Annotated in this window: 23 protein-coding genes and 6 tRNA genes; 7 read left to right on the forward strand and 22 right to left on the reverse strand. The window is 39.2% G+C overall.

Annotated features, from left to right (window positions below; translation table 11 throughout):
* Window positions 1-117: 117 nt before the first annotated feature.
* A complete protein-coding gene (gene prf1 / locus MBBTH_RS06570; RefSeq protein WP_116592265.1) occupies window positions 118-1,362 on the reverse strand; it encodes a peptide chain release factor aRF-1 in 1,245 nt (414 codons plus the stop codon).
* 106 nt (window positions 1,363-1,468) lie between these two features.
* Between prf1 and dusB the strand changes: the two genes are divergently transcribed.
* On the forward strand, window positions 1,469-2,449 hold the full coding sequence (gene dusB, locus MBBTH_RS06575) for a tRNA dihydrouridine synthase DusB (protein ID WP_116592266.1): 981 nt from the start codon (window positions 1,469-1,471) through the stop codon (window positions 2,447-2,449).
* 1 nt (window position 2,450) lies between these two features.
* Here dusB and MBBTH_RS06580 read toward each other — a convergent pair whose 3' ends face one another.
* Complete coding sequence (locus tag MBBTH_RS06580; RefSeq protein WP_116592267.1) at window positions 2,451-3,425, reverse strand: hypothetical protein; 975 nt, start codon at window positions 3,423-3,425, stop codon at window positions 2,451-2,453.
* A gap of 99 nt (window positions 3,426-3,524) precedes the next feature.
* On the opposite strand from MBBTH_RS06580, the gene MBBTH_RS06585 reads away from it, so the two are divergent.
* Window positions 3,525-4,043, forward strand: a complete 519-nt coding sequence (locus MBBTH_RS06585; protein ID WP_116592268.1) for a zinc ribbon domain-containing protein — start codon at window positions 3,525-3,527, stop codon at window positions 4,041-4,043.
* Here the strand turns inward: MBBTH_RS06585 and rimI are convergent.
* A complete protein-coding gene (rimI, locus tag MBBTH_RS06590) occupies window positions 4,017-4,469 on the reverse strand; it encodes a ribosomal protein S18-alanine N-acetyltransferase (protein WP_116592269.1) in 453 nt (150 codons plus the stop codon). The genes MBBTH_RS06585 and rimI overlap by 27 nt on opposite strands.
* Before the next feature lie 68 nt (window positions 4,470-4,537).
* On the opposite strand from rimI, the gene MBBTH_RS06595 reads away from it, so the two are divergent.
* Genes MBBTH_RS06595 through cobK form a run of 3 tightly spaced genes read left to right on the forward strand, consistent with a single transcriptional unit; the run spans window position 4,538 to window position 8,134 of the window.
* Window positions 4,538-4,927, forward strand: coding sequence for a UPF0146 family protein (locus MBBTH_RS06595; RefSeq protein WP_116592270.1), 390 nt, complete (start codon window positions 4,538-4,540; stop codon window positions 4,925-4,927).
* Window positions 4,928-4,931: 4 nt separating this feature from the next.
* Window positions 4,932-7,352 carry a calcium-translocating P-type ATPase, PMCA-type gene (locus MBBTH_RS06600; protein WP_116592271.1) on the forward strand — a complete coding sequence of 807 codons (2,421 nt, stop codon included), beginning with the start codon at window positions 4,932-4,934 and terminating at the stop codon, window positions 7,350-7,352.
* A complete protein-coding gene (cobK, locus tag MBBTH_RS06605; protein ID WP_116592272.1) occupies window positions 7,349-8,134 on the forward strand; it encodes a precorrin-6A reductase in 786 nt (261 codons plus the stop codon). Before MBBTH_RS06600 ends, cobK begins: the two co-directional genes overlap by 4 nt.
* 19 nt (window positions 8,135-8,153) lie before the next feature.
* Here the strand turns inward: cobK and MBBTH_RS06610 are convergent.
* The 18 genes from MBBTH_RS06610 to MBBTH_RS06695 all read right to left on the reverse strand — a co-directional run bounded on the left by MBBTH_RS06610 (window position 8,154) and on the right by MBBTH_RS06695 (window position 23,345).
* Window positions 8,154-8,237: transfer RNA gene (locus MBBTH_RS06610), tRNA-Ser, on the reverse strand.
* 36 nt (window positions 8,238-8,273) lie between these two features.
* A complete protein-coding gene (gene rpsJ, locus MBBTH_RS06615; protein WP_042691424.1) occupies window positions 8,274-8,582 on the reverse strand; it encodes a 30S ribosomal protein S10 in 309 nt (102 codons plus the stop codon).
* 69 nt (window positions 8,583-8,651) lie between these two features.
* Complete coding sequence (gene tuf / locus MBBTH_RS06620; RefSeq protein WP_116592273.1) at window positions 8,652-9,905, reverse strand: translation elongation factor EF-1 subunit alpha; 1,254 nt, start codon at window positions 9,903-9,905, stop codon at window positions 8,652-8,654.
* Window positions 9,906-10,055: 150 nt separating this feature from the next.
* Window positions 10,056-12,254 carry an elongation factor EF-2 gene (locus MBBTH_RS06625; RefSeq protein ID WP_116592274.1) on the reverse strand — a complete coding sequence of 733 codons (2,199 nt, stop codon included), beginning with the start codon at window positions 12,252-12,254 and terminating at the stop codon, window positions 10,056-10,058.
* Window positions 12,255-12,282: 28 nt separating this feature from the next.
* Entirely contained in the window at window positions 12,283-12,843 is a 561-nt protein-coding gene (locus MBBTH_RS06630; protein ID WP_116592275.1) for a 30S ribosomal protein S7, read from the reverse strand.
* Window positions 12,844-12,855: 12 nt separating this feature from the next.
* A complete protein-coding gene (locus MBBTH_RS06635) occupies window positions 12,856-13,281 on the reverse strand; it encodes a 30S ribosomal protein S12 (RefSeq protein ID WP_067044341.1) in 426 nt (141 codons plus the stop codon).
* Between the two features lie 327 nt (window positions 13,282-13,608).
* Window positions 13,609-14,040 (reverse strand): NusA-like transcription termination signal-binding factor, encoded by a 432-nt coding sequence (locus MBBTH_RS06640; RefSeq protein ID WP_116592276.1) that lies wholly within the window; start codon window positions 14,038-14,040, stop codon window positions 13,609-13,611.
* A gap of 6 nt (window positions 14,041-14,046) precedes the next feature.
* Entirely contained in the window at window positions 14,047-14,346 is a 300-nt protein-coding gene (locus tag MBBTH_RS06645; RefSeq protein WP_116592277.1) for a 50S ribosomal protein L30e, read from the reverse strand.
* An 8-nt stretch (window positions 14,347-14,354) separates the two neighbouring features.
* The gene (gene rpoA2 / locus MBBTH_RS06650) at window positions 14,355-15,545 is read right to left on the reverse strand and encodes a DNA-directed RNA polymerase subunit A'' (RefSeq protein WP_116592278.1); all 1,191 of its coding nucleotides are present in this window, start codon (window positions 15,543-15,545) and stop codon (window positions 14,355-14,357) included.
* Window positions 15,546-15,553: 8 nt separating this feature from the next.
* Complete coding sequence (locus MBBTH_RS06655; protein ID WP_116592279.1) at window positions 15,554-18,307, reverse strand: DNA-directed RNA polymerase subunit A'; 2,754 nt, start codon at window positions 18,305-18,307, stop codon at window positions 15,554-15,556.
* Window positions 18,308-18,332: 25 nt separating this feature from the next.
* Window positions 18,333-20,153, reverse strand: coding sequence for a DNA-directed RNA polymerase subunit B (rpoB, locus tag MBBTH_RS06660; RefSeq protein WP_116592308.1), 1,821 nt, complete (start codon window positions 20,151-20,153; stop codon window positions 18,333-18,335).
* A 475-nt stretch (window positions 20,154-20,628) separates the two neighbouring features.
* Window positions 20,629-22,182 (reverse strand): DNA-directed RNA polymerase subunit B'', encoded by a 1,554-nt coding sequence (locus MBBTH_RS06665; RefSeq protein ID WP_116592280.1) that lies wholly within the window; start codon window positions 22,180-22,182, stop codon window positions 20,629-20,631.
* A gap of 243 nt (window positions 22,183-22,425) precedes the next feature.
* Complete coding sequence (locus tag MBBTH_RS06670; protein ID WP_116592281.1) at window positions 22,426-22,659, reverse strand: DNA-directed RNA polymerase subunit H; 234 nt, start codon at window positions 22,657-22,659, stop codon at window positions 22,426-22,428.
* Window positions 22,660-22,702: 43 nt separating this feature from the next.
* Window positions 22,703-22,776, reverse strand: a tRNA-Lys gene (locus MBBTH_RS06675).
* A gap of 31 nt (window positions 22,777-22,807) precedes the next feature.
* Window positions 22,808-22,879 (reverse strand) — tRNA-Asp (locus tag MBBTH_RS06680).
* Between the two features lie 122 nt (window positions 22,880-23,001).
* Window positions 23,002-23,075, reverse strand: a tRNA-Tyr gene (locus MBBTH_RS06685).
* 5 nt (window positions 23,076-23,080) lie between these two features.
* Window positions 23,081-23,155, reverse strand: a tRNA-Pro gene (locus MBBTH_RS06690).
* A gap of 116 nt (window positions 23,156-23,271) precedes the next feature.
* Window positions 23,272-23,345 (reverse strand) — tRNA-Thr (locus tag MBBTH_RS06695).
* Window positions 23,346-23,461: 116 nt separating this feature from the next.
* Between MBBTH_RS06695 and thiM the strand changes: the two genes are divergently transcribed.
* Together thiM and thiE are read left to right on the forward strand one after the other, a co-directional pair.
* Entirely contained in the window at window positions 23,462-24,328 is an 867-nt protein-coding gene (gene thiM, locus MBBTH_RS06700; RefSeq protein ID WP_116592282.1) for a hydroxyethylthiazole kinase, read from the forward strand.
* Window positions 24,325-24,945 carry a thiamine phosphate synthase gene (gene thiE, locus MBBTH_RS06705; protein ID WP_116592283.1) on the forward strand — a complete coding sequence of 207 codons (621 nt, stop codon included), beginning with the start codon at window positions 24,325-24,327 and terminating at the stop codon, window positions 24,943-24,945. Before thiM ends, thiE begins: the two co-directional genes overlap by 4 nt.
* Here the strand turns inward: thiE and MBBTH_RS06710 are convergent.
* Window positions 24,942-26,159 (reverse strand): phosphoglycerate kinase, encoded by a 1,218-nt coding sequence (locus MBBTH_RS06710; RefSeq protein ID WP_116592284.1) that lies wholly within the window; start codon window positions 26,157-26,159, stop codon window positions 24,942-24,944. The genes thiE and MBBTH_RS06710 overlap by 4 nt on opposite strands.
* Window positions 26,160-26,161: the final 2 nt, after the last annotated feature.

Here is a 26,161-nt window from a genome sequence, read left to right on the forward strand (position 1 = left end):
ATTATCAAATCATAAACAAATGTCGGAAAGTATCTTCCAGCAAAACCTTGGCGGTGGAAAAACCCGACAGAAATTAAATAAAAAAAATAAGTGAAAATAGCTTAAAAGCTATTTAAATTAATATTCAACGTAATATCTGAGTATTGCACCGATTCCACCGAATGCACGGAACAGCTGCATACCCTCTTCAGTTTCAGTGGAAATAAACTCAACATCAGTGTTCATTTCCTCTGCCTTTTCCACAAACTCCTCGGCCAAATCCATTGAGGATTCCTCTTTTAAAACTTCATTACAGTTAGGACATCTTTCCTCAAGGTTATCAGCTTCGGCCTGTGTTTTGACTGTGATTTCCTTTTGAGTTCCGCAGCTAGGACATGTGAATGTCTTGCGCATGCTGGTCAGATCCTCGGATAAAAGCAACACGTCAACAGCACCTATGGTCAGGTTGTTTCTAACCTCATCCTCCCCATAGGAGTAAAGACCCTTATCCTTTCTCAATTCATGGATGAACCTTTGAACAAGTTTCTTTTCCTGCATAACATCAAGATTTGCCAAATCATCTGCGGATTTTGCGATAACCTCACGAATGCCCTCTTCACCAGTGTAGGAAGTGTCGACGACAGACATGACCTTATCCTTTAATTCATATTGGAGGTAATCCCCTTCATAGAAATCCTTTTTGGTGAAACCAGGCCCTCCAATGATGATTCCTTTCAAATCATCCTTGAGTGGGAGGAATGCCTCATTCATATGGTCCCCAATACGTTTCAGGAACTGGTGAGCAAGATCCTCAATGACACGGTCAAACCTCCTTTGTGACTGACCCCCTGCCTTGTGCTTTCCAGGAACACCACTGGTCAGGTGACCGAGAATGTTTTCCTTTTTACCTTTCAATGTAGCATAGGTGGCCTCATTTCTGTCAATAACGGCAACGCCGTAGACATCATGCTCCTCAATCATGTATTCCAAAGGCTCCAGGAAGAACTCATTGTTACACTTATACCAATAGGTTGTAACCGGTTCAGGTGGCTCTATGATATATTTCTCCATCTTTTCGGTACCAGGACCGCCCTTAGGAATCATACCTACAAATAAAACCAAACCTGTTTCAGGAGGTTGCCTGTATAACTTGATGCTTTCCAATATTACCGCAATTGCAGACTGTACATTTTTTCTTGTTTGTTTACTCTTGATGTTAGCACTCTGACCCATTTCGTCTCTCATGTGCTTACCGACATCACTCAACTGTTTGTTTGGTGGAATGTAAACGGAAACAAGCTCAGTACCTCTGCCTCTCTTATTTGCTAATTCTTTTAATGTCTTTTTAAATTCATATAATTCTTTTGATGATACTCCAGCCATGTTATCCCATAAAAATTAAATTAATATAATAGATATAATTATATAAATACAAATATAAATAATTAATGAAAAAACACCAAAAAATCAATAATCTTATGTGAATTTTATGAAATGGAAAATTGGCAATGTCAAAATAGACAATCAGGTGGCACTTGCACCGATGGCAGGAATATGCGATTCGGCATTCAGAAGGATTGCAAAGTCCATGGGCTGCGGTTTGCTGTCGACCGAAATGGTATCTGACAAGGCATTGATGTATAACAACTGGAAAACCCAGTCAATGCTTTACATGACAGACTCAGAAAGGCCAATTTCCCAACAGATATTCGGATCAGGAGCCGAATCCTTCAAGATAGCTGCCGCATACATTGAAGAGAACATGAAACCCGACATAATCGACATAAACATGGGATGTCCCGTCACCAAGGTAGCAGTCAAGGCCCAAGCAGGAAGCGCACTTCTAAAGGACCCTGATAAAATCAGGGACATCATCAGTGCGGTCGTCGATACTGTGGACCTTCCCGTGACCGCCAAAATCAGAAGCGGATGGAACAATAAATGCATCAATGCGGTCGAAATAGCCAAAATTGTGGATGATTGCGGTGCTTCAGCAATTACCGTCCATCCCCGCACACGCGAGGAGCGCTACGGCATCAGGGCAAACTGGTCCATCATCAAAAAGGTCAAGGAAAACGTTTCAATACCCGTAATTGGAAACGGGGACATATTCACATGCTACGATGCAAAAAGAATGATTGATGAAACCGGCTGTGATGCGATAATGATTGGCAGGGGAGTCCTGGGCAACCCTTGGCTAATTAAACAATGCATCGAATACCTGGATGAGGGAATCGAACCTGAGAGGGTCACGTTGGAAGAAAGGATTGAAATGATAAAAAGACATGCAGAGCTATTGAGCGACATAAGGCCTGAAAAGGTTGCAATGCATAAGATGAGAACCCATGCCGCATATTACCTGAAAGGGCGCTACCGAAGCGCTGAAATAAAGCCAAGACTGTTTAAGATGAATACGAAAGAGGAACTCTTTGACTTGCTTGACGAATATGTCGAGTTAGTGGCCTATTAACTCATATAGGTTTATCAAGCAATTCGCTGCCAAATTTTTCATACAGTTCCAAATCAGCACTTGAAATGGTGTTTATCTCCATCAGGTCCATTCCAGTAATCTCCATCACTTCACGAGCCATATGAACATAAGTGTCAGGGTAGTCATTGTAACCGAATATGTGCCATATGACATCATTTTCAAAGACCATCTCCAGGTACCAGTCATATCCCTCCAAGTCATCGGGATCACGAGTCCTGGACTTATTGTGGTATTCGTCAAAAATCCACGTGTAAACATGATACTTTTCAAGCAATTCCAAAATTAAGCTTTTATCATTAGCAGTCAAGTCCTTCTCGACATATCCGTCAATCTTATTTTTCTCAAAATTAATAATCAACCGTGGATTCGGAAGCTCATAGGGATATGTGCGGTAATGTCCGAATTCAATTGCCTTGATTGCTAACCTGTCAGGGCCATAAACGCCGTCACGCCTGATGTCATAGTACAGAGGAGTTGCCAATTGCCTTTGGTAATTCAGGTGAAGCACATCAAAACCGAAGAGATTGCTTAAAATCTCCCCAAATCGAATCCAGTTAAGCGGATAATTGTTTTTAAATGCATACTCCTCAAAATTATCTGTGGAATAGATTATGACCTGGCAGGAATAGACCAGCTCAAGCTTTTCAAAATAGGAGAACTCTTCTGATTGAAAACCCTCAAAAAGGTTCAATTCATTGAAATCATGGATAAAATCATCAATTTGCTCATCAGTCAGTCTATGGATTTTGCTTGTCATCCTGCGCCTTAAATCGACAAGTATGCCAACCCATGAATCATCACAAATCGGATTTTCCTTAACGAATTTGTCGCCACTGCCACGCTCTGAAATTTTATAATAGGCATTCCTGTTCACCAAATCAATTGTGAAACACTCATAATGGCGATTTAACCGCTTGAAATTAAACCTTTGTGTGATTTCAATTTTTTCAATCATGATATCCTCAATCTAATTATATCATCTAAGTTTAATATAACTATCCAAAACAATACATTTATTAATTATTATTGGTTAATTAATTAACTAAGTGATAGTATGATTAGAAGATGTCCTCAATGCGGAACAACAAGCGATGACATGTATGGATTTTGTATAAAGTGCGGACACGAATTTCCAAAAATCCCCACTGATTCAAGCATATGTCCACTATGCCAGTATCCAAACCCGGATGAAGCGGATTACTGCGTGAAATGTGGAACCCCCCTTGTCTTCAAAAAACAATTTGAAGGAGACCCAAACAGCTCCCTAAATCCGATTGTGATAAAAAAAGAAGTCATCAGGGATGCTCAGCAATACAAATCCAACAGAACCAGCAGACTGTTGATAGTCTTCGGATACATCTTCTCAATTCTTGGAGGAATCCTCGGATTGATCATTGCAATTTACCTATCCACCAGAAAGGATCCGGTTGCCCGAAAGCACGGACACATACAATTGGCAATATTCGGATTCTACATTGCGTTGATTGTGATTTTATTTGCAACAGGACACATGCCTGCAGATGCCATATCACAGTATCAGCAAATGCTAGGGGGAAACTTTACCTCCATTTAATGGAATGTACATTATTATAGCCCCATCACCGTTCTCGTAGTATCCCGGAACCACACGGTCTATCTTAAAATTAAATGTCTTGTAAAACTCAACTGCACCAGTGTTGTTTTCGTTCACTTCCAGATATATTGCACGGATATTCAAAAGGGACAGGATTGAAATCGCCTTTACCAACAATTGCGTTCCGGCGCCCAAACGGCGATAGTTCTTATCGACGGCTATCGATATGATGTGACCCTGATCCTCGTATTTAATCCAAAAAATGACATAACCGATGACATAGCCATCTTCTTCTGCCACCAGAAAACCCACACCCATCTCATATAGCTGTTGAACCATTTCTATCCCATAAGATTGGTTAAAGGACATGCTTTCTATTTCAAAAACTCTTTTTAAATCGTTTGGTGTGAATTTTCTAACAATCATGCTAAACTAAAATTTAAAAAACAATGTATTTAATATTTTGGATACTAATATTAATTAAGGGATTGAAAATGTGGAATGATTTTGCACAATACATAATGAATGAAGTCGGAGATGAACCCGTCACAATAGCCGAAATCGCCGTTGGAAAATTTGATAGGATAGCGGATGAATTGTCAAAAAAGGACAATATCACCCTTATCAAGACAGACATCTCCCCAAAGGATTCCACTGTAATCATGGACGACATAACAAATCCAAATTTAAAATTATATGAAAATGTGGACCTCATATATTCAATAAGACCGCCAAGTGAATTGCAACCCCATTTAGTCAATCTGGCTTGCGAAATCGACTCGCAACTCATCATCAAGCCCCTCACAAACGAGGACTTGAACACCGGCAAGGTCAAAATGAAGCTGAAAAATTTCAACAGGGCAAGTTTCTACATTCTAAAGTGATACGATGAAAGGCAACGATAACTCCATTCAAACGGGCCTGACCACAGAAGAGGTCATTGAAAGACAGAAGAAATACGGTTTGAACAAGCTTGACGAGAAAAAGGCAACCCCCCTGATAATACTCTTTTTAAGTCAGTTTGTCGACATTCTGCTTGGCCTGCTCATAGTGGCTGCCATTGCTGCATATGCTATTGGGGACATTATCGACGCTGGAGTCATTCTTCTTGCAGTCCTATTGAATGTCATAATGGGATTCATACAGGAATATCGCTCACAGAAGGCAATGGAAAGCCTCAAGGATTTGATTGTGAAAACTGCAGTCGTCAAGCGGAACAATGAAATCCACGAGATAAACTCAGAGGAGCTTACCGTTGGAGACATCGTCATTCTGGAAGAGGGAGGCAAGGTGCCTGCCGACTTGATACTGATTGAAGCCAATGATCTGAGCTTTGACGAATCATCAATGACAGGAGAATCAGAGGCAATCCACAAGAGCGTTGACGATGAGGTCTACATGGATTCAAACATCCTTTCCGGAAACGGAATGGGAATAGTCAAGAACATCGGGATGAAAACAAAAATCGGCGAAATCGCACAGATCGTTCAGGAGGATGATGAGGAAACCCCGCTCAAGACAAAGGTGGGAAATCTTGGAAAGACACTGTCAATCATTGCAATCATTGTCTGTATTGCAGTGTTCATTTTGGAGCTCTTTAAGGGCGTTCCGCTTGTAGAGACATTCATGACTGCCGTTTCACTTGCTGTTGCAGCCATTCCTGAAGGATTGCCTGCGGTCCTGACATTGACATTGGCGCTTGGAATGTCACAAATGGCCAAATCCGATGCGATTGTCAGAAAACTCCTGTCTGTTGAAACCTTGGGGTCCTGTACCATAATCTGCAGTGACAAGACAGGCACACTTACCGAAAACAGGATGACCGTTGTTGACTCATACTTCACAAATGAGGAGAAAACCCTAAAGATAGGAAAACTCTGTAACAATGCAATCATCGCCAACGAAGAGGTTATAGGAAACCAGACCGATGGAGCAATCTTAAAATACTGCAGGGACGTTGAAATCGAGCTTGAGAGGATTGATGAAATTCCTCTTGACAGTAATCGTAAAATGATGACCACTACACATATCCTAAACGATAAAGACAATATTGTTTTAACAAAAGGTGCTCCAGAAATAATTCTAGGCAAATGCAAATACATAGATAATAATGGAAATATCGAAATAATTAACGATGAATTCAAGGAAATCATAAGTAAAAAAATTGATGAAATGAGCGACAAGGCTCTGAGAGTAATCGGGTTTGCATACAAAATCGAAGATGACGCACCTCTTGAAGAGGGACTGGCATTTACAGGATTGCTCGGATTGATAGACCCTCCTAAAAAGGATGCCAAAAATGCCGTGGATGCATGTAAAAAAGCTGGAATACAGGTAAAAATGATTACCGGAGACTACAAGAAAACAGCATGCGCAATAGCTAAGGAATTGGGAATCCTGACAGACGGCATGGTCATAACCGGTGAAGAGCTTGAAAGCATGACCCTGGAGGAGTACCATAAGATTGCAAACGACATTCAAGTTTATGCCCGTGTGAAACCGGCACAGAAAATGATGATCGTTGAGGCCCTTAAGGATACAGGAAACATAGTTGCAATGACCGGAGACGGCGTCAATGATGCCCCTGCACTCAAAAAGGCATCAATCGGTGTTGCTATGGGTGACGGAACAGATGTTGCCAAGGAATCCGCAGACATGGTCGTGCAGAACAATGATTTTACAACAATCGTCAAGGCCATTAAAGAGGGACGTAAGATTTATGACAACATCAAGAGATTCGTCAAGTTCCAGGTATCCACCAATGTGGGTGCAATACTTACCATTGTTGGAAGCTCATTATTGTCCCTACCGTTACCGTTCAACCCGGTGCAGCTTCTATGGCTGAACATAGTGATGGATGGACCTCCTGCCCAGACATTGGGTGTTGAAGGCGCCGAAAGGGATTTGATGGAGCGTCCTCCAGAAACAGGAGACATCCTGACAAGAAAAACATTGGCTGAAATCCTGATTTCAGGAATTGTGATGGCAATAGGAACAATAGCCGTGTTCGCCTATGAGTTCAGCATCAATGCCACAGAGCAAAAGGCCATGACAGTCGCATTTACCCTGTTCGTAATGTATCAGCTCTTCAACGCATACAACAGAAAGGCCGATTCTGACGCATCAAGCAAATACCTATACCTGGCAATTGTCCTTTCATTCGTGCTTCAGGTGCTGATCATATACATTCCGCAACTGCAACTCATATTCAGAACAACCTCACTTAATCTGATGGAATGGGTGATGATTATAATCGTTGCTTTAACAATAGTTGTTGCAGATAAACTGATGACCAGAGTGATAAAATGAAAGTATTCCTGCTCGGCGGAACCAAAGATTCCATAAACATAATACAGCACATCAAGGAAAATTATGATTATTACATTTTAACAACCACCACCACAGAATATGGTGGAAAACTGGCCAAGGAAGGGGGAAGTGACGATACAATAACCAGACCATTGCTGAAGGACGAAATAAGGGAAATCCTCATCAATGAAGACTTCGACCTATTGATTGACGCCACACATCCATTCGCAGAACACATCACCCAGACAAGCGCAAGCCTTGCCAGGGAACTGGGCATGCCATATATCCGCTTTGAAAGGCCAACAACAAACCTTGAAGGCATAGACACCTCAAACATACATTACGTGAAATCATTTGATAATGCGGGAAAGCTGATAGCCGATGAGTTCAACGAGGGAAACATCCTTCACTTTGCAGGCGCAAACACCATGGCAGACATCCTGAATCACGTTTCAGTGGACAGGTTCTACCCAAGGATCCTGAAGGTTGAAAGCTCCATCAGGAAATGTGAATCACTGAACGTCGACCCAGACCACATCATACCAATGACTGGCGCCGCAACGGTTGAGGAGAACCTTGAGCTGATTGAAAAATACGATGCGAGCGTGATGATTACCAAGGAAAGCGGCGAAGTCGGCGGAGTCATAGAAAAGATCCATGCGGCAAACGAAAGGAATGTCGCAATCGTGATGATTCAAAGACCAAAAATAGATGAATTAAATAAAAATGATATAGTATCTAATCTCGATGAATTAGATATCAAATTAAAAAACTTTTTTTAAAAAATAGATAGTATAAAAACGCCGAGACTGGGATTTGAACCCAGGCGAGGATGACCTCACAGGATTTCAAGTCCTGCGCCTTACCAGACTAGACTATCTCGGCATATGAAAAGGAATATTTAGAAAGGAATCTAAATATTTATCCTTTAAGTTCAATTTCAATACTTACATTATCAGGAACATTGACTTTCATGACTTGTCTCATTGCACGTTCATCAGCTCCAATACCGATTAAACGTTTGTGAATCCTGAGTTCCCATTTTTCCCAAGAAGCTTTACCTTCTCCATCTGGAGATTTTCTTGTTGGTACAACTAATTTTTTAGTTGGTAATGGAATAGGACCAGATAAGTCAACACCAGTTCTTTCAGCAATTTTTTTAAGTTGATCACATACGTATGCTAATTTTTCTGGGTCAGTTCCAGTAAGTTTAATTCTTGCTTGATTCATGTATTATCCTCCAAAAAAAACAAAATAAAAGAAAGTAATAAATTACTTTCCCATTAATTGTTTAGAAACTTATTCTGCTGAGGTAACTTTAAGACATAAACCTGCAGCAACAGTTTGACCCATATCTCTGATAGCGAATCTTCCCATAGGAGGTATTTTTTGAGCTTCTTCCATAACCATTGGTTTAGTAGGTTTGATTTGGACGATAGCTGCATCACCAGTTTTGAGGAAGTCAGGGGTTCCTTCTTGAGGTTGACCGGTAGCAGGGTCAAGTTTGGAAGTTAATTCTAAGAAAGTACATGCAGTTTGTGAAGTGTGACAGTGGAATACAGGAGTGTATCCAATGGTGATTACACCAGGGTGTTGTAATACAACAACTTGTGCAGTAAATTCTTTAGCTACAGTAGGAGCGTCATTAGTGTGTCCAGCTACGTCTCCTCTTCTGATATCGTTTTTACCTACACCTCTTACGTTGAATCCGATGTTGTCACCAGGTTCAGCAACTTCAAATTGTTCGTGGTGCATTTCAATAGATTTTACTTCACCAGTAGCTCCGTTAACATTTGAGGATGGTAAGAAGATAACGTTGTCACCTTTTTTCATGATACCGGTTTCAACTCTTCCTACAGGTACGGTTCCTACACCAGTAATGGAGTAAACGTCTTGAATAGGAATTCTTAATGGTAAGTCTACAGGTTTTTCAGGTGGAGTTAATTTGTCTAACTCTTCCATGAGTGTTCCGCCTTTGTACCAGGTCATGTTGTCACTTTTTTCTTTGATGTTGTCCCCTTCAAATGCAGAGAGAGGGATGAAAGGTACGTCAGCAGGGTTTCTACCAATAGATTTGAGTAAAACGCCAACTTCTTCTTTAACTTCGTTGAATCTGTCTTCAGCGTAATCAACCATATCCATTTTGTTGATAGCAATGATGATTTGTTTGATACCTAAAGTCATGGATAAGAACATGTGTTCTTTGGTTTGAGGCATTACACCATCTTTTGCATCTACTACTAATACAGCTGCGTCAGCTTGGGATGCACCAGTGATCATGTTTTTAACGAAGTCTCTGTGTCCTGGGCAGTCTACAACAGTGTAGTCGTATTTGTTGGTGGAGAATTTTTGGTGAGCTAAGTCGATAGTTACTCCTCTTTCCCTTTCTTCTCCTAATTTGTCCATAACAAATCTGAATTTGTTTTCACCGTCATCTAATTGTTGTTCAGCGATTGCACCAGCTTTTAATAATAAGTGTCCAACTAAAGTGGATTTTCCGTGGTCAACGTGTCCAATAAATGCTAAGTTAATATGTTCTTTTTCTTTTGCCATTATATAACCTCTTTGTAATATTAAAATACAATATCTATAAGCTTAAATGATAGCTTAAATTTATTATATATTTTTCAACATATAAATAGATAATGTTTTTTTCATGAATTTTTATAAAAATATAAAAAATTAAAAATTTAAATTTTAATTTTATAAATCTCCTAAGTAGTGGCTTGCAGGGAATGGTTCTGCGGATAAGCCTTTTCTTTGTCTGATTTCTCTTACGATTTGATTTTGCATCTCACGTGGGAGTGGTTCAAATCCTGCAATTTCAGTAGACCATAAACATCTACCTTCAGCAGCGGATCTGATGTCTCCAGCGAAACCGAACATTTCAGCTACAGGAACTTTGGATTCGATTCTTGCCATGTCTCCTTCTTGACCCATGTTTACGATTTGACCTCTTCTGTTTTGGATTTCACGAGTACATGCACCCATGTAATCATTTGGAGTGTCAATAACTACTTTTTGCATTGGTTCAAGTAATGCAGGTTCAGCAAGCATCATGGAACCTAAGATAGCGTTTCTGATAGCAGGCAATACTTGTGCAGGTCCTCTGTGAACTGCGTCTTCGTGAAGTTTTGCATCATGGAGTTTGAATTTTAATCCCATGGAGATTTCTTCACCTAAAGGACCGCTTTCTAAGGTAGCTTCAAATCCTTCAAGTAATAACTCTTTAACTTCATCCAAGTATTGAATACCACGAGTCATGTTAAGGAAAATGCTTCTGTTGTGAACAGCCCAAACTCTTCTAGCTTCTTCTTTATCTAAACCATGTTCCATAAAGTCAGCAGCTGCTTCTTTACCTTTTACTCTACCTTCTTTAATGTCTCCTTCTTGGATTGCATTGTAGAGTTCAGGTTCGATAGGTTCAACAGTGATATAGAATCTGTTGTGTTTGTTTGGAGATTTACCTTCAACTTGTGGAGATAATTGTCTTACGGTTTCCCTGTATACAACAATAGGTTCGGAAGTTGTGATGTCCACACCTTTCTCGTTGATTCTGTAACCGATAACTTCTAAGTGAAGTTCTCCCATACCGGAAACTAAGTGTTCACCGGTTTCTTCGTTAATATCGATTTTAACGGTAGGGTCTTCTTTACCGGTTTGTCTTAATACTTCAATCAATTTTGGTAAGTCTTTGGTGTTTTTAGCTTCTACAGCTACTGTAACTACAGGTTCTGAAATGTGTTCTAAACCTTCGAACTCTTTGATTTTGTGGTCAGGAGAACATAAGGTTTCACCAGCGATAGCTCCTTTTGCACCAGCAACATATACGATGTTACCTGCAGGAACTTTGTCAGTGTTAACTCTTTCAGGACCGAAGTACACACCTACTTGTTGTACTCTGGATTTTCCGTGAGAACCGACCATATAAACTTCTGTACCTTTTTCGATTGCTCCACCGTATACCCTACCGGTAGCGATTTCACCAGCGTGTTTGTCTACAGATACGTTGGTAACCATTACAGCTAAAGGTCCGTCAGGGGAGGTGTTGATCATACATTCACCAGCAGGAGAGTCGATGTCTCCATCCCAGATGTTAGGTACTCTGTATTCTTGAGCAACTTTAGGTGAAGGTAAGTGTTCTACTACCATACCTAATAATACATCGGATAAAGGTACTTTTTTAGCTAATTCTTTTTCATTTTCAGCATTACAGTAATCAATAATATCTTTAAAGTTGATTCCAGTTTCTTGCATGGTTGGAACGTTGATAGCCCAGTTGTGGTATGCTGAACCGAATGCTACACTACCGTCAGTGAAGTCTAATTTCCATTCTTCTTTTTTGTCTTCAGGAGCCATGTTTCTGATTAACTTGTTAGCTTCCATGAAGATTTTCAAGAATCTGTTTTGTAACTCTTCAGGTTCTAATTTTAACTCGTTGATTAATCTGTCAACTTTGTTAATGAATAAAACTGGTTTTACGTTTTCTTTTAATGCTTGTCTGAATACAGTTTCAGTTTGAGGCATAATACCTTCTACAGCACATACTACAACTACTGCACCGTCTACAGCTCTCATAGCACGAGTTACGTCCCCACCGAAGTCAACGTGACCTGGAGTATCGATTAAGTTAATTAAGTATTCTTTCTCTTTGTAATCGTGAACCATAGATACGTTAGCTGCGTCAATAGTAATACCACGAGCTTGTTCTTGTTCGTCAAAATCCAAGAATCTTTGGTCTCCAGCAAGTTCTTCGGAAATCATTCCAGCACCTGCTAAGAGATTATCAGATAAAGTGGTTTTACCGTGATCGATGTGAGCACAGATACCAATATTTCTGATTTGTTCAGGTTCGTACATCAATTCTTTGATTTTTGCAATCATTTTGTCTCTTCTACTCAAAGTAACCACCTAAATAAATATTATATGATTAGTGTGCTGCTTTAGCAACTCTTTCTTTCTCTTCAGCTTTTTGTAAAGCAAAACTTCTTGAATCTTCTTCAGATGCAAGAATCAATTCATCAGCTAAACATTCAGCAACAGATTTTCTGTTTTTGAATGAAGATTGTAAAGTACCTCTGGTTAAGAAACCTAATGAAAGGTCAACCCTTCTTTGTGGAGAAATGTCCACAGCAACTTGGTAACCGATACCACCGTATTTGATACGGGTGGTTTCTTCACGAGGTGCAGTGTTTTCAACTGCAGTAACTAAAACTTGAACTGGATTCTTTTTAGTCCTTTTGTTAATAATTTCTAAAGCATCTTTAACAATGTTGTAAGCTTTGTTTTTCTTACCTGAGTTGAGATGGGTTCTCATGATTTTGTTCATTAATCTTTCAACAATTGATACTTTAGATTTTGCGAATTGTCTTTTTACATGTCTACCAGAAGTATGTGGAACTAAAGTTTCGTCTAAGCAGATATATTTGACTAAACCTAAGTCCTCAACTTTTACTTCATCGAGATCCCATTTATCGAATAATTTACTCATAAATATAACTCCTTATCTTACAGGTTTTTCAATTTTTCCACTTACCATTTCTGATAAAGCTACGTTATTCACTTTGGAAACTTTCCAACGAACCCCTGGAATATCTCCCATGGATCTTCCGGATGGTCCACCGATTCCTTCAATCATTACTTCATCGTGCTCATCGATAAAACCAATAGCTCCGTCACCTGGTGCGAAAGCAGTTAATTGTTTACCGTTTTTAATCAATTGAACACGTACACATTTACGAATAGCAGAGTTAGGTTGCTTTGCTTCTATCCCTACTTTTTCGATTACAATTCCTCTTGCTTGAGGAGCTCCTTCTAAAGGATCAGCTTTAACATCTAATCTTAAAGCTCTTCTTTTGTAATCTACATCTTTCCACTTAAAATTTTGTCTATTCTTTTTAAGTTTTTTTGCAGCAAAAAGTCCTGGCATATTTTCTTCCTCGAATTTTTTGTTAAAACGCATATCTTAAAATCCACCGCTGCGATTTATACCATTTGCATAGTACAATCTAAATTTTAAGATATAAATCAGTATAAATAATATAATCAGATAACTGAGTTATCTAAGAGAAGATATCTTGAAATAAGATTAAACAATGACAAAAAGCACACATAGTCATGTTGTAAAAAAGTACAGATATCTTATGTTAAATATATATACATACCCCTTTATAAAGGTATTTATTTTTACTAGTAAAATTAAAATAAAAAAAGTTTTTTAAAAAAAACAAATGAAAAAATTAAAATAGCCCGAAAGCTATTTTAAAATAATATTATCAATATTATGCTGTCTATCGACTAATAGTTTAGCTCTTTCAATATTGATTCCACTTTTACCGATAGCGATACGTTTATTGGTATTATCTGCTGTAACAATAGCTATTTTCTCGCCTGATTGCTTTTGAGAAATTTTAACAGATTGTAACGTTGCGGGAGATAGGCAATTCTTAATGAATTGAATCGGATCTTCATCTAATTCAATGATTTCAACGCCCTTATCCACTGCCCTTTGAACTTTAGATACAGAACTTCCACCTTTACCGATAGCGAGTCCCATATCCCCATTCTTAACAACGAATGTTACTTTACCATGTTCATCATCGATAATGCAATCCTTAACCATTGCTCCAGTCATATTTTCGAAAAGAGCTATGTATCTAATTTCATTTGCACTAAATTTAATAGACACTTAAATCTACCTCAAATCGTCTAATATTGTAGAATCTCCTGGATCGTTTACGATTAATGTAGCAACAGTGAAAGGTTTACCACAAACAGAACCCAAATCTACACTAGTTCCATCATATACAACGTATGGAATTTCGGAAAGATTTGCATAATATTCAACATCTTCAAGAATTTCTTTAGGAGCGTTAGCAGCAACAACTGCAAGTTGTCCTTTTCCTAATTTTAAAGATTGAATTGATTTTTCAGAGCCTAATGTCACATCACCAGTGTCAACAGCAACCCTGATTCCTCTATCTACGTCCATCATCTAGCCTCCTATTCATTTTTATAATCCATTTTGACACCGACTGAACCGGTACCAAGAGGTATTGGTTGTCCAATAATAATATTTTCGATGATACCTGTTAAATCATCCACTTCACCGCGAATACTTGCGTTAAGTAAATGTTTACCGGTTTCTTCAAAAGCTGCACGAGCTAATACACTTGATTTTTCACCACTGATACCGTGTCTTCCAATGGACTTGACATGTCCTTCGGAGGTCATAATATCAGCAACTAACATGATATGTCTTACATCAACACTAAGACCTTGTTCAGAAAGGGTTTTTTGAGCCTCATCAATAATAGCCTGACGAGCCGCTTCAATACCTAAAACCTCACCGATTTCATGAATGTTGTTAGTGGTGGTTCTCACATGGTCGATACCGTCCATATCGAGGATTTCCTTGAGGTTTGAACCTTCAGTGTGGATAATCCATTCCCTATCATCCTTACGGATAATAACTTTACCGATACCTTTTATACCACTGATTTGTAAATCACGAACCTTGTCCGCCAATAGACGGAGTTCACGAATTTCAAACTTAGATTCTGATTTGTCGGATTTAGCAGAGGAAATTGTAATTTCATCGCCATTGATAACAGCCTTTTTGAAAGCCTTTCCAATAGCTGCATCAATTTCATCCCTATCGAGTCTTTTCTCTTCAATTTTCTTAGAATCTAAAACCGCCTCAACTTCCATGGTACCATAGTTTAAATTGAAATCCTTGAGGATATCATTTACGGTACTCTTACCGATTTGGTTAGCTAAGGTTCTAACAAATTCTTCATCGTTGCGTCTTTCTTCATCAAAATAAATGTCCATTGTTGGAGTAGCAATATCTTTTCTTGCGTCAACGATCTCAATAAGTCTTGGAAGACCTAATGTTACGTTTAACTCAGTTACCCCTGCATAGTGAAAAGTACGCATGGTCATCTGAGTACCTGGTTCACCTACAGATTGTGCAGCCACTGTTCCAACAGCCTCGCCAGCTTCAACGTGAGCTCGGTCATAGGCCTGTTTAAGTTTCCTGATAAGTTTTTCTAATTCATCATCAGTCAAGTCGTTTTTGACATAAGCTTTTGATAAATCACTGATATAACTATCTGGAAAATCGATATTCTGATTTTCTTCCTCATTGAGTTGAGCAATAGTTTCTCTTACTTTAGTTTCAATTTCATCCATAGTTACACCTACTTACCTTCCATTCTTATTTCGTCAATAAGTTTGTTTAGATCTGCTGGTTTACCAAAGTCAGATTTTGCAGGATCTACTCCATCTTCTCCAAACATAGTTTGGATAACATTACCTTGGTTGTCAGTAACAAGTCCGGATGGTTTAACTTGCAAGTCTTGTAATGCGTTTACGAGTCTTCTCTGCATGTAACCGGATTGAGCTGTACGAATCGCTGTATCTACAAGACCTTCCCTTCCTCCCATAGCGTGGAAGAAGAATTCAATTGGGTCAAGACCTGATTTGTAACTTGAGTGCACAAATCCTTTCGCTTTAGCCCCTAACTCACCTTTCTTGAAGTGAGGTAATGTACGGTTCAGGTATCCCCTTTCGATACGTCCACCCCTAACCGCTTGTTGTCCTACACAAGCAGTAATCTGGGTAAGGTTCAACATGGATGCCCTTGCACCGGTACGTGCCATTACTACAGAGTGGTTTTCAACTGCCATTACATGGTCATATGGGTCATCATCGGATTGTTTACCCATGGTAAGGTAGTTTTCCGCAATGCTACCGGACATGTCCCTAGCTTCCCCAAGAACTTGCATGATTTTCATCTCTAAAGTCTCTTCTAAACTTCTACCAGGTAAAGCTTGGAGATATCCTTCCTCATATGCCTCTACAAGTTTATCTACTTCATCCATCTTTTTATCCAAGTGCTCGTTAATACGGTCTTGAGCTTCTTCAGGAATTTCCTCATCGTTTAATGATGTGGTGATTCCTGTTTTCATGATTCCACAGATAGCTAAATCAGTGGAACGGTCTAAGAACTCTTTAGCCCTTCCAGGACCATATTCCTTAACGATTTTATCCAAGATTTTACCTGAGAATGAACCGTAAGCGGATTCATCTATTACACCTTGCACGAGAATACCGTCCTTGATTACAACAGTAGCGTCTTCAGCAGGGTATACTACAGGACATTTGGAAATTTCGGCACTGTAGGATAAGTTTAAGTCATTAGGTAATAATAAAGAGAACAATTCCTTACCAGTCCACATATCTCCCTCATCCTTGAAGATGTATGACTCTTCACCGAATTCAGGGTCGTCTTTCAATACCCATTGTCCTCCTTTGAAGGTTGGGAGTTTCAAGTGTGATTTTCTGATAATTTGTAATGCTTGTTCTTCTGTGAATTCGACACCGTCACGGGTCAGGAGGTATGCTCCACTAATGTGGTCGTGAATAGCACCGATAATAGGTCCTCCGAACCTTGGAGACAAGATGTGTTCCTGTACACGCATCAATGATTTTGCTTCAGCACGGGATTCGTCAGTTTGGAATACGTGCATGTTCATTTCGTCCCCATCGAAGTCTGCGTTGTATGGAGGACATACACAAAGGTTTAATCTGAAAGTCTTGTAAGGTAAGACTCTTACTTCGTGTGCCATCATACTCATTCTGTGCAGTGAAGGTTGACGATTGAATAAAACCATATCTCCATCTTTCAAGTGTCTTTCAATGATAAATCCTGGTTCCAATTGTTCAAGAATCAATTCCTTGGTTTCTTCATTACGTACTCTGATTTTTCTTCCGTCGTTTCTGATTACGTAGTTTGCACCAGGATGTATGTCAGGACCGTTTTGGATGTATTTGACCATTTCATCCATGTTCCATTCGTTAACATATACAGGCACGGTAACTTCTTTTGCAATCATTTCAGGTACACCGACCTCGTTAATACTAATGTTTGGGTCAGGTGAGATTACTGTACGTGCGGAGAAGTTTACACGTTTACCGGATAGGTTGGAACGGAAACGTCCTTCTTTACCTTTTAACCTTTGGGTTAAGGTTTTAAGTGGTCTACCAGACCTGTGTCTTGCAGGTGGCACTCCACTTGCTTCATTATCAAAGTAAGTTGTAACGTGATATTGTAATAATTCCCATAAGTCCTCAACGATTAGTTGTGGAGCTCCAGCTTCCATGTTTTCAAGTAAACGTTGGTTGATACGGAGAATGTCTACAAGTTTGTGAGTTAAGTCGTCTTCTGATCTCTCACCAGTATCAAAAGTGATTGAAGGTCTTACAGTTACTGGAGGAACAGGAAGAACAGTCAATACTAACCATTCAGGTCTAGCTACTTCAGGGTTAACACCTAAGATTAATGAATCCTCATCACTGATTCTTTCAAGCCTTTCACGCACTTCGGAAGCAGTCAACTTGTAATCACCCTGACGGATAGTTACAGGCTTGTCTAAAATAATAGCTTCTTGAGGTGCACCACAGTGAGGACAACAGTGTTTAGGGTCAACTTCCTCATCATCTTCAGGTAATTTTTTGGTTTCGATTTTTGCAATCCTATAAACCTCTTTCAAGATTGCATTTAAACTTTCCCTGTTATCCATTGCGTCATTGATTTTTTGGGTGTATTCCTCGATTTGGCTGTCGTTTAAAAGGATACGACCGCACTCGTTACAGGTTGAACGTAAAATCTTGTGAATGACATCACCAAAACCAATGTGAATAACCGGTCTTGCAAGTTCAATACTACCGAAATGGCCTTGACAATCCCCACCTCTGAAACCGCAAGTTCTGCAAACTAAACTTGGGTCGATAACACCTAAACGAGGATCCATTAGACCTTTTTCAATAGGGAAACCATCATCTTCATAGGTATCTGGAGTTTCAACAGTAACAACAGACATGTCACGAATGTTTTCAGGAGACATTAGCCCGAAGTTGATTCTTTCTATCTTTTTTATAAATCCTTTCAATGTATTGGCTCCTTTATAACTGTAATTATGCTTTATCTCCTAATTTTAGTTTAGGGAAAATACATAAACTCTTAAGTTCGTCTAACAATAATTTAAATGCGTATGAAATTTCAACTGGATATGTTTCCACATCTCCACAGATAGGGCAGTATTTCTTATTTCTATTCTTATCGAATACTGCTAACATTCCACAGTTGTCACAAACAATTGCTTCATATTTATCTGATTCATCAAGAAGTCTTTCTTTTAAGGTTAATGCTGCACCGTGTGCAATGAGGCAGTCTCTTTCCATTTCTCCGAATCTTAAACCACCTTCACGTGCCCTACCTTCTGTAGGTTGACGTGTGAGCACTTGTACAGGACCTCTTGAACGAGCGTAAACCTTATCAGTTGTCATGTGATGTAATTTTTGATAGTATGCAACACCGACGAAAATCTCTGCATCGATTCTTTCACCGGTCACACCACTGTATAATGATTCGCATCCTGCGGATTCAAATCCATTGTCGATGAGTTGCTGTTTGATTTCATCTTCAAGTGTCTGGTTGAATGGAGTTGCGTCAACACGTTGACCTTCAAGACAACCTGCTTTACCTGCAACCATCTCTAACACCTGACCAATGGACATCCTGGACGGAATCGCGTGAGGGTTAACAATCAAATCAGGCACAACACCGAATTCTGTGAATGGCACATCTTCAGGGGACAATATCAAACCGACAACCCCTTTCTGACCGTGTCTTGATGCGAATTTGTCACCAAATTCAGGTTGTCTGGTATCCCTTACTCTGATTTTAGCCAATCTTGAACCTTCAACAGTTTCGGATAAGAGCACTGCATCAACAATACCCTTTTCACCGTGTCTTACAGTTACGGAAGTTTCCCTTCTCTTTTCTGTAAGTCCTGATTCAAAGTTTTCTTCCAAGAATCTTGGTGGGGAAGTTTTACCGATTAACACATCACCGGATTCCACATATGATTCAGGGTTTACCACACCGTCCTCATCGAGGTTTCTGTAAGCTTCCTCTGACCTGTATCCTTTGATGTTCTTATCAGGAACTTCAAATTTGTCCACTTGACCACCGGCGTATCTTTTCTCGGATGTGTCATAAGCCCTGAAGAAGGAAGATCTTGCAAGTCCCCTTTCGAGGGAACCTTTGTTGATAACCATTGCGTCTTCCATGTTGTATCCTTCATAGGACATTAATGCAACAACGAAGTTCTGACCGGATGGTCTTAAATCATAATTGGTTGAATCGATAATACGTGTTTTAACAATAGGAGTTTGAGGATGGTGCAATAGGTGTGCCCTTGTATCGGTACGTAATGCATAATTGGATACATATAAACCTAATGCCTGTTTTGTCATACCTGCTTCCATGGTATTCCTTGGAGAAGAGTTGTGATCTGAGAACGGAATAATGCCTGCACAGATACCAAGCATTGTGGCAGGGTCGATTTCCAAGTGAGTGTGTTCATCATTCAAATCTGCGAAATTCATTGCAATGTATGAATTTTCCTCTTCTTCAGCATCCAAATACTCGATGAGACCACTGTTGATTAAATCATCCCATTTAAGTTTGCCGTTAGCAACCTTGTTCATGTGTTCTTCTCTTAAAAGAGGAACTCCATCTTCAACAATGATTAATGGTCTTCTGGCCCTTCCAGGGTCATTGAAAATGTATATCTCATCATTGTCTTCATAATAGGTAATGTTCATTTCATGTGAGACTTCACCGTTTCTTCTTTTCTCTCTCATTTCTTGGGTGAAGTTAACAGGGTCTTCACAGTAACCTAAAAGCTCACCATTGATGTAAATCTTGGTTTTGTTAGGTTTAGGTTCAATGTGAAGCGGTTCACTGACTACAGGTGCAATTTCACCGTCATCATCATCAATATCTTCATCAGCGGATTCAATTTCACCTACATCTTCAATGTCATCATCATCAACGGATTCAATTTCTCCTGCATCTTCAATAATCTCTTCCTCTTCAGCTTGGGAATCCTCGACTTCAATTGATTCGATTTCACTATCAAAGATATCTTCAGGGAAATCATCAGTATAATGTTCCCAACTTTTTCTAGGTTCTCCTTTAGCAAAAGCTACAGGGAACTCGGTACTTGCAACTCTTTTCTCATTTTCAAAATATTCTGCGATTTCATCAGCATATTTATTTACTTTGACGACAACAGCTTCGTCAGCAGGAATTCCTTTTAAGTGTTCAATTTTACCTTCAGCCTCTTCATAAGGAATGACCTCTTCAAAACCAAAGTAATGATATGCTCTTTTTAACGCTGCATTAATCTTCTTAGACAACCTTTCACCTCCTTGAAATCAAATCAACATCCATAGTTTCAATAACATCAATAATCTCTTGCTCATCGGAACCTTCTGAAATGTTACACAATAAAGCCAAGTTCTTTACCAAACCACAGTTAGGTCCTTCCGGAGTTTCGTTAGGACAGATCTTACCGAATTGGGTTGGGTGCAAATCTCTTGCTTCAAAGTGAGGTTGGCTTCTTGTCAATGGAGAAACGACACGTCTCAAGTGAGAGAGTGTACCCATGTAACTGGTTCTATCCAGCAATTGGCTTACCCCCGCTCTTCCACCTACCCAGTTTCCGGTAGCGATAGCGTGCTTGATGTTTTCAGTTAAAACATCACTACGAACAGCCTGTTTAATGGATAGTTCCTTACCCCTGGAAAGGCTTCTTTCAAGTTGGTAGCTCATGTCCCTTGTAAGGTTTGTGAAAGCTACTCTGAACAAGTCTTCCATTAAATCTCCAGATACTCTGAGCCTTTTGTTAGTGTAGTGGTCCTTGTCATGAGGTTCTCTTTTCTGTTCGATGACCTCTAACAACATTTCAGTCATTTCAGCCAAGTAAATAGCTTTATCATAACATCTTTCTTCTTCAGTACCCATATGAGGTAATAAGTAACGGTTAACAACGTCTTTTGCACGTTTGATACGATAATCCTTAGGCATGTTCTTAGCTACTCTGTTACCTATGTATTTGATGGCAGCATCTCTCATGTATTCTCTTCTTTCATCAAGGGTCATGCCTTCCATTTCCCTTTGGTCTAATTTCAATGATTCGGAAGATACTTGCAAGTCATCCGCAACCATCATTTGGAAATTATTATCATCGGAGATTGCTGTAATAATTTCTTGGTCAGTGCATAATCCAAGAGCTCTCAACAAGATAACTAATGGAATTTCACCAGGAAGGTATGGGAAAGAGATTCTTAAGAACACTCCATTTTTACGAGGTTTTTTGTATTCTAGAGTAATTCTAGCTCTGAAACCACTTTTAATTGAAGTAACAACAGCTTTTGCATGTCTGTCTTCAGGTTCATCAATACGTTCAAGAATGATTTTATTCGGAGCGATTTCTTCCATTGTTACAACAGCCCTTTCAGAACCGTTTACAATGAAATATCCTCCTAAATCTTGAGGGTCTTCATGTTTTTCAATTAATTCCTCAGCAGTAAGGCCGTTGAGATGGCAAATGTCAGATTTGAGCATAACCGGCAATTCACCGATATATACTTCTTCCAATTCGTTTTCTTCTCCATCTTCATTTAACGCCATTTCAAGATACATGTCTGCGGAATAATTCAAGTTTCTAAGTCTTGCTTCAGTTGGATCAATTTCACTACGTGAACCGTCTGCCTCTTTATTTGAAGGTTTTTCAATACGAACTTTACCAGTTTTTAAAGTGTATTTACCATCATCTAAGGTAATAGGTTCTGTAATATCAATGATATTCTGAATCCTATTGTTCACGAAATCATTGTATGATTTAATATGATGATCCACTAAATCATATTTGTCAAAAAATGCATCAACTAATTTCCAATTATTCTCTGTCATGGATATCCTCCAGCATTACGTAACACAATAAAAATAATTAACTAAATAAAAATAAAATGTATTAGGCTAAACCTAATTTAACTAATTCATTTAATCATTATTTCTTAATTTACTCCTAACTATCCTCTAAAGATAATTCCTCTCAAACTAAGTTCAATTTATTATAATGAATTTCTTAAAAAAACAAAAAATACAGAAATTATACTATATTAAACTTTACACATCTAAATTTATATTTAAGTATTAATCTTCTACAATCCTATAAGTCACAAATTTGCCTGCTGTTTGACTTTCACGGGTTATTCTTAAAATATTTCCAGGTTCTGCGCCGATAGCTTTTGCAACCGGATCCCCAGATTTAATTTTAGGAAGGTTTTTAATATCATAATCCGCATCACTAAATTCAACTGAAATTTCTTCTTCAGTCATGATTTCATGCTTTGGTACAAGCTTATGGTCTTGAATATCAATTTGCAAATTTTTTCCTCCGAATAGAAAAGTTAAAATATAAAATTAGAAACAGGCCTGACGGGAATTGAACCCGCGGCCGCCTGGTTAAAAGCCAGGCGCTCTGCCAGACTGAGCTACAGGCCTATATGATATATCTAACTACTTAAGCAGTGAGCGCCCTGGCCGGGATTTGAACCCGAGTCGCGGGCTCGACAGGCCCACATGATAGCCCCTACACCACCAGGGCACATGACCTAAATAGTAAGTATACACTACAAATTAATTATAATTTTCATCATATATAAATGTTTTGATAAATCAATGATATTTCAGAAAAATATATATGATTTTTTAATAATTAAATTGAAATCCCGCCTGCCGGACTTGAACCAGCAACATTTGGATCTACAGTCCAACGCTCTGCCAAATTGAGCTAAGGCGGGAAGGATGGGTCCGCCCGGATTTGAACCGGAGTCTCAGGCTCCCAAAGCCCAAAGGATCGACCAAGCTACCCTACGGACCCACATACAAAAATGTATGTAGATAACATACTAATAATAATATTATATTACAAGTATATAAAGGTTACTATAATACCACTATATTTTAAAAATTTTCATAATAAAATATTAAATTAAAAGCCCCGGACGGGAATTGAACCCGCGACCACGAGATTACAAGTCTCGCGCTCTACCAGACTGAGCCACCGAGGCAAGTAGTTAATATTATAGAACAATATAAATTATATTAAAAGTCATTTAAATACTTTACTATAAAACAACAGAAATTGAAAAAAATATAAATAACAACAAATTTATAATTAATAATCATGATAAATGACGAAAGCGATTTGCTGAAAAAAATCGATGAAACCTTAAAAGACATAAGAGAAAAGAATGCTTTAACACACTGCATAACCAATTCAGTGACAATAAACGATTGTGCAAATGCCGTTCTTGCAATCGGAGGTTCCCCATTCATGGCAGAAGATGCCGAAGAGCTTGAAGAAGTTGTGACAATAGCGGATGTATTGGTTATCAATATTGGAAAATTAAGTAAAGAACAGATTGAATCAATGCATATAAGTTCAAAAACCGCAAATAAAACCAACACCCCAATCATACTGGATCCTGTGGGAGTTGGAGTTACAGAACTTAGAAACAAAACAACCATGGACTTAATCAATGATTATGATATTACCGCAATCAGAGGAAACATCACTGAAATCAAGGCCATTGCAAAATTGGCAGGAGTTTTAGATGAAAGCAATACAGCAAAAGGCGTTGACGTTAATATTGATGACATAATCACAGAAGAAAACTTAAAGGACAATGGAGAATTGATTTGTGAGCTTGCATCAAAACTAAACACCACCATATTGGCCAGCGGACCGATAGACATTTTAAGTGACGGCAATCTCACAGTGGCAATAGACAACGGTGACGACATGATGCCCCTAATCACAGGCAGTGGCTGTATGCTGTCATCCATCGTCGGAAGCTGCATTGGCGGATCAAATCCTTTTGATGGAAGTCTTGTGGCAATCCTTGCCATGAACATTGCCGGTGAAAGGGCAAGAGCAAAAGTAGATGAAAAGGATGAAGGAACAGGGTCATTTAGAACCTACCTGATTGACTATCTCTACAAAACAGACAGTGAAACATTAACTGAAAAAGCAAACATCAAGATATTATGAAGAATCTAGACCTATCCCTCTACCTCGTCACAGACAAAAGTGATGATGTGGAGAAATTCTTAAAAACAATTGAAGAAGGAATAAAAGGCGGAGTCAGTGTCGTTCAGATTAGGGAAAAAACAGCTGAAACCCTGGACTTCTACGATTTGGCCTTGAAAGTTAAAGAAATTACAAGAAAATATAATGTCCCTCTAATCATTAACGATAGGGTTGACGTTGCACTTGCAATCGATGCCGATGGAGTCCATGTCGGTCAAACTGACCTGCCGTGTGATGTTACCCGAAAATTAATAGGAGACGATAAGATTTTGGGCGTTTCCGCATCAACCATTGAGGAAGCTAGAAAAGCCGAAAAGGATGGAGCGGATTATATCGGTACCGGAGCAGTATTCCCTACTGCCACTAAAGATGATGCACCTAAAATTACAAAAAAAGATTTAAAAGATGTTGCGGATTCCATAAATATTCCTGTTGTCGCAATTGGAGGAATAACACTCGAAAACGCACATGAACTAAAAGACACAGGTATTGCGGGATTATCTGTCGTCAGTGCAATAATGAGTGCTGAGAATCCTAAAAAAGCATCAGAAGAGCTATTAAATATTTTTAATAGCTAATCTTTACAATTTTTTAAAGCTTCAACTGCAGCTAGTTTTTTACCGGCGAGCATGCTAATGCAAGCACCACCACCACTGCTTAAGTGACTCATATGATCTTCCAAGCCAAGACCAGCGGTAGCCGCCGCAATGTGTCCTCCTCCGATAAGTGAAAATCCTTCAGAACTTGCCATTGCGTTGATTAAGTCTTCAGTTCCCATTGCAAATTTAGGGTCTTCAAACACTCCGGCAGGACCGTTTGCGAATATTGTTTTGGCATCCCTGATTTCTTTTGCATAATATGCGATTGTCTTAACTCCAATGTCGAAAATAGGTTCGTTTGGAATTTCAGTGTAGTCAATATCAACACGTTGACCATCAATTTCACATGCCACATCAATAGGATATTTGACCTTATCTCCAAATCTTTCAATCAGTTCCTTGGATTTGGCAACCATGTCCTCATATCCTCTGCTTGCTATGAAATTACGGTTCATCTCACCGATATCATATCCTGCAGCCCATAAGACAATATTTCCAACGATTCCTGTGGTCAGGATTGAATCGGCCGTACCGTTACTCAATACGTTTTCCATCACGTCAATTGAATCGTCAGGTTTCATTCCGCCAAGAAGGAACACACATGGGTGTTCAACATTGTCCAATGCGTTTTGGATAACTGTCAATTCCTTTTCCATTACACGGCCTGCTGCGGAAGGGGTGTTGACTGTGAAACCAACGAGGGACGCGTGTGAACGGTGTGCTGCCGCAAATGCGTCATTCACATAATAGTCGATTAATGGGGTCAAGTGCCTTACGAGCAATGTTTTTGATTGCTCTTCAGGAGTTCTTGAAAGTGATTCCTCTGAGAAAAATCTTGCGTTTTCAAGCAAAAGTATTTCATGAGGCCTTAAGTCTTTTATTGCCTCTTTTGCAGAGCTTGAAAACAAGGAATCAACATATTTTACTCTTAAGTTCAATAAGTCTGATAATGCCTCTGCATGTTGGGATAATGTGGTGAAATCCTTTTTACCCGGACGGCTTTGGTGAGCTAAAAGAACAACCTTTGCTCCCTTATTGGATAGCTCCTTAATGGTTTGGGCATGTAGCTTCAGCCTTGTGTCATCCAGGATTATTCCTGAACCCGGATCAACCGGGGAGTTGACATCAACCCTCACAAGCACGGTCTTGTTTTCAACGTCGAAATCATCAATTGTGTAAAAATCTTTAGCCATTT

The sequence above is a fragment of the Methanobrevibacter thaueri genome, from assembly GCF_003111625.1.
GTDB classification, from domain to species: Archaea; Methanobacteriota; Methanobacteria; order Methanobacteriales; family Methanobacteriaceae; genus Methanocatella; species Methanocatella thaueri.

Coding starts and splice junctions, on each gene's coding strand:
- MBBTH_RS06595 (WP_116592270.1), top strand. CDS start 4,538: ATGTGGAATGATTTTGCACAATACATAATGAATGAAGTCGGAGATGAA.
- dusB (WP_116592266.1), top strand. CDS start 1,469: ATGAAATGGAAAATTGGCAATGTCAAAATAGACAATCAGGTGGCACTT.
- MBBTH_RS06630 (WP_116592275.1), bottom strand. CDS start 12,843: ATGAGTAAATTATTCGATAAATGGGATCTCGATGAAGTAAAAGTTGAG.
- thiM (WP_116592282.1), top strand. CDS start 23,462: ATGATAAATGACGAAAGCGATTTGCTGAAAAAAATCGATGAAACCTTA.
- MBBTH_RS06580 (WP_116592267.1), bottom strand. CDS start 3,425: ATGATTGAAAAAATTGAAATCACACAAAGGTTTAATTTCAAGCGGTTA.
- prf1 (WP_116592265.1), bottom strand. CDS start 1,362: ATGGCTGGAGTATCATCAAAAGAATTATATGAATTTAAAAAGACATTA.
- thiE (WP_116592283.1), top strand. CDS start 24,325: ATGAAGAATCTAGACCTATCCCTCTACCTCGTCACAGACAAAAGTGAT.
- MBBTH_RS06600 (WP_116592271.1), top strand. CDS start 4,932: ATGAAAGGCAACGATAACTCCATTCAAACGGGCCTGACCACAGAAGAG.
- rimI (WP_116592269.1), bottom strand. CDS start 4,469: ATGATTGTTAGAAAATTCACACCAAACGATTTAAAAAGAGTTTTTGAA.
- MBBTH_RS06585 (WP_116592268.1), top strand. CDS start 3,525: ATGATTAGAAGATGTCCTCAATGCGGAACAACAAGCGATGACATGTAT.
- MBBTH_RS06710 (WP_116592284.1), bottom strand. CDS start 26,159: ATGGCTAAAGATTTTTACACAATTGATGATTTCGACGTTGAAAACAAG.
- cobK (WP_116592272.1), top strand. CDS start 7,349: ATGAAAGTATTCCTGCTCGGCGGAACCAAAGATTCCATAAACATAATA.
- rpsJ (WP_042691424.1), bottom strand. CDS start 8,582: ATGAATCAAGCAAGAATTAAACTTACTGGAACTGACCCAGAAAAATTA.
- rpoA2 (WP_116592278.1), bottom strand. CDS start 15,545: ATGGATGAAATTGAAACTAAAGTAAGAGAAACTATTGCTCAACTCAAT.
- MBBTH_RS06645 (WP_116592277.1), bottom strand. CDS start 14,346: ATGATGGACGTAGATAGAGGAATCAGGGTTGCTGTTGACACTGGTGAT.
- MBBTH_RS06665 (WP_116592280.1), bottom strand. CDS start 22,182: ATGACAGAGAATAATTGGAAATTAGTTGATGCATTTTTTGACAAATAT.
- tuf (WP_116592273.1), bottom strand. CDS start 9,905: ATGGCAAAAGAAAAAGAACATATTAACTTAGCATTTATTGGACACGTT.
- MBBTH_RS06635 (WP_067044341.1), bottom strand. CDS start 13,281: ATGCCAGGACTTTTTGCTGCAAAAAAACTTAAAAAGAATAGACAAAAT.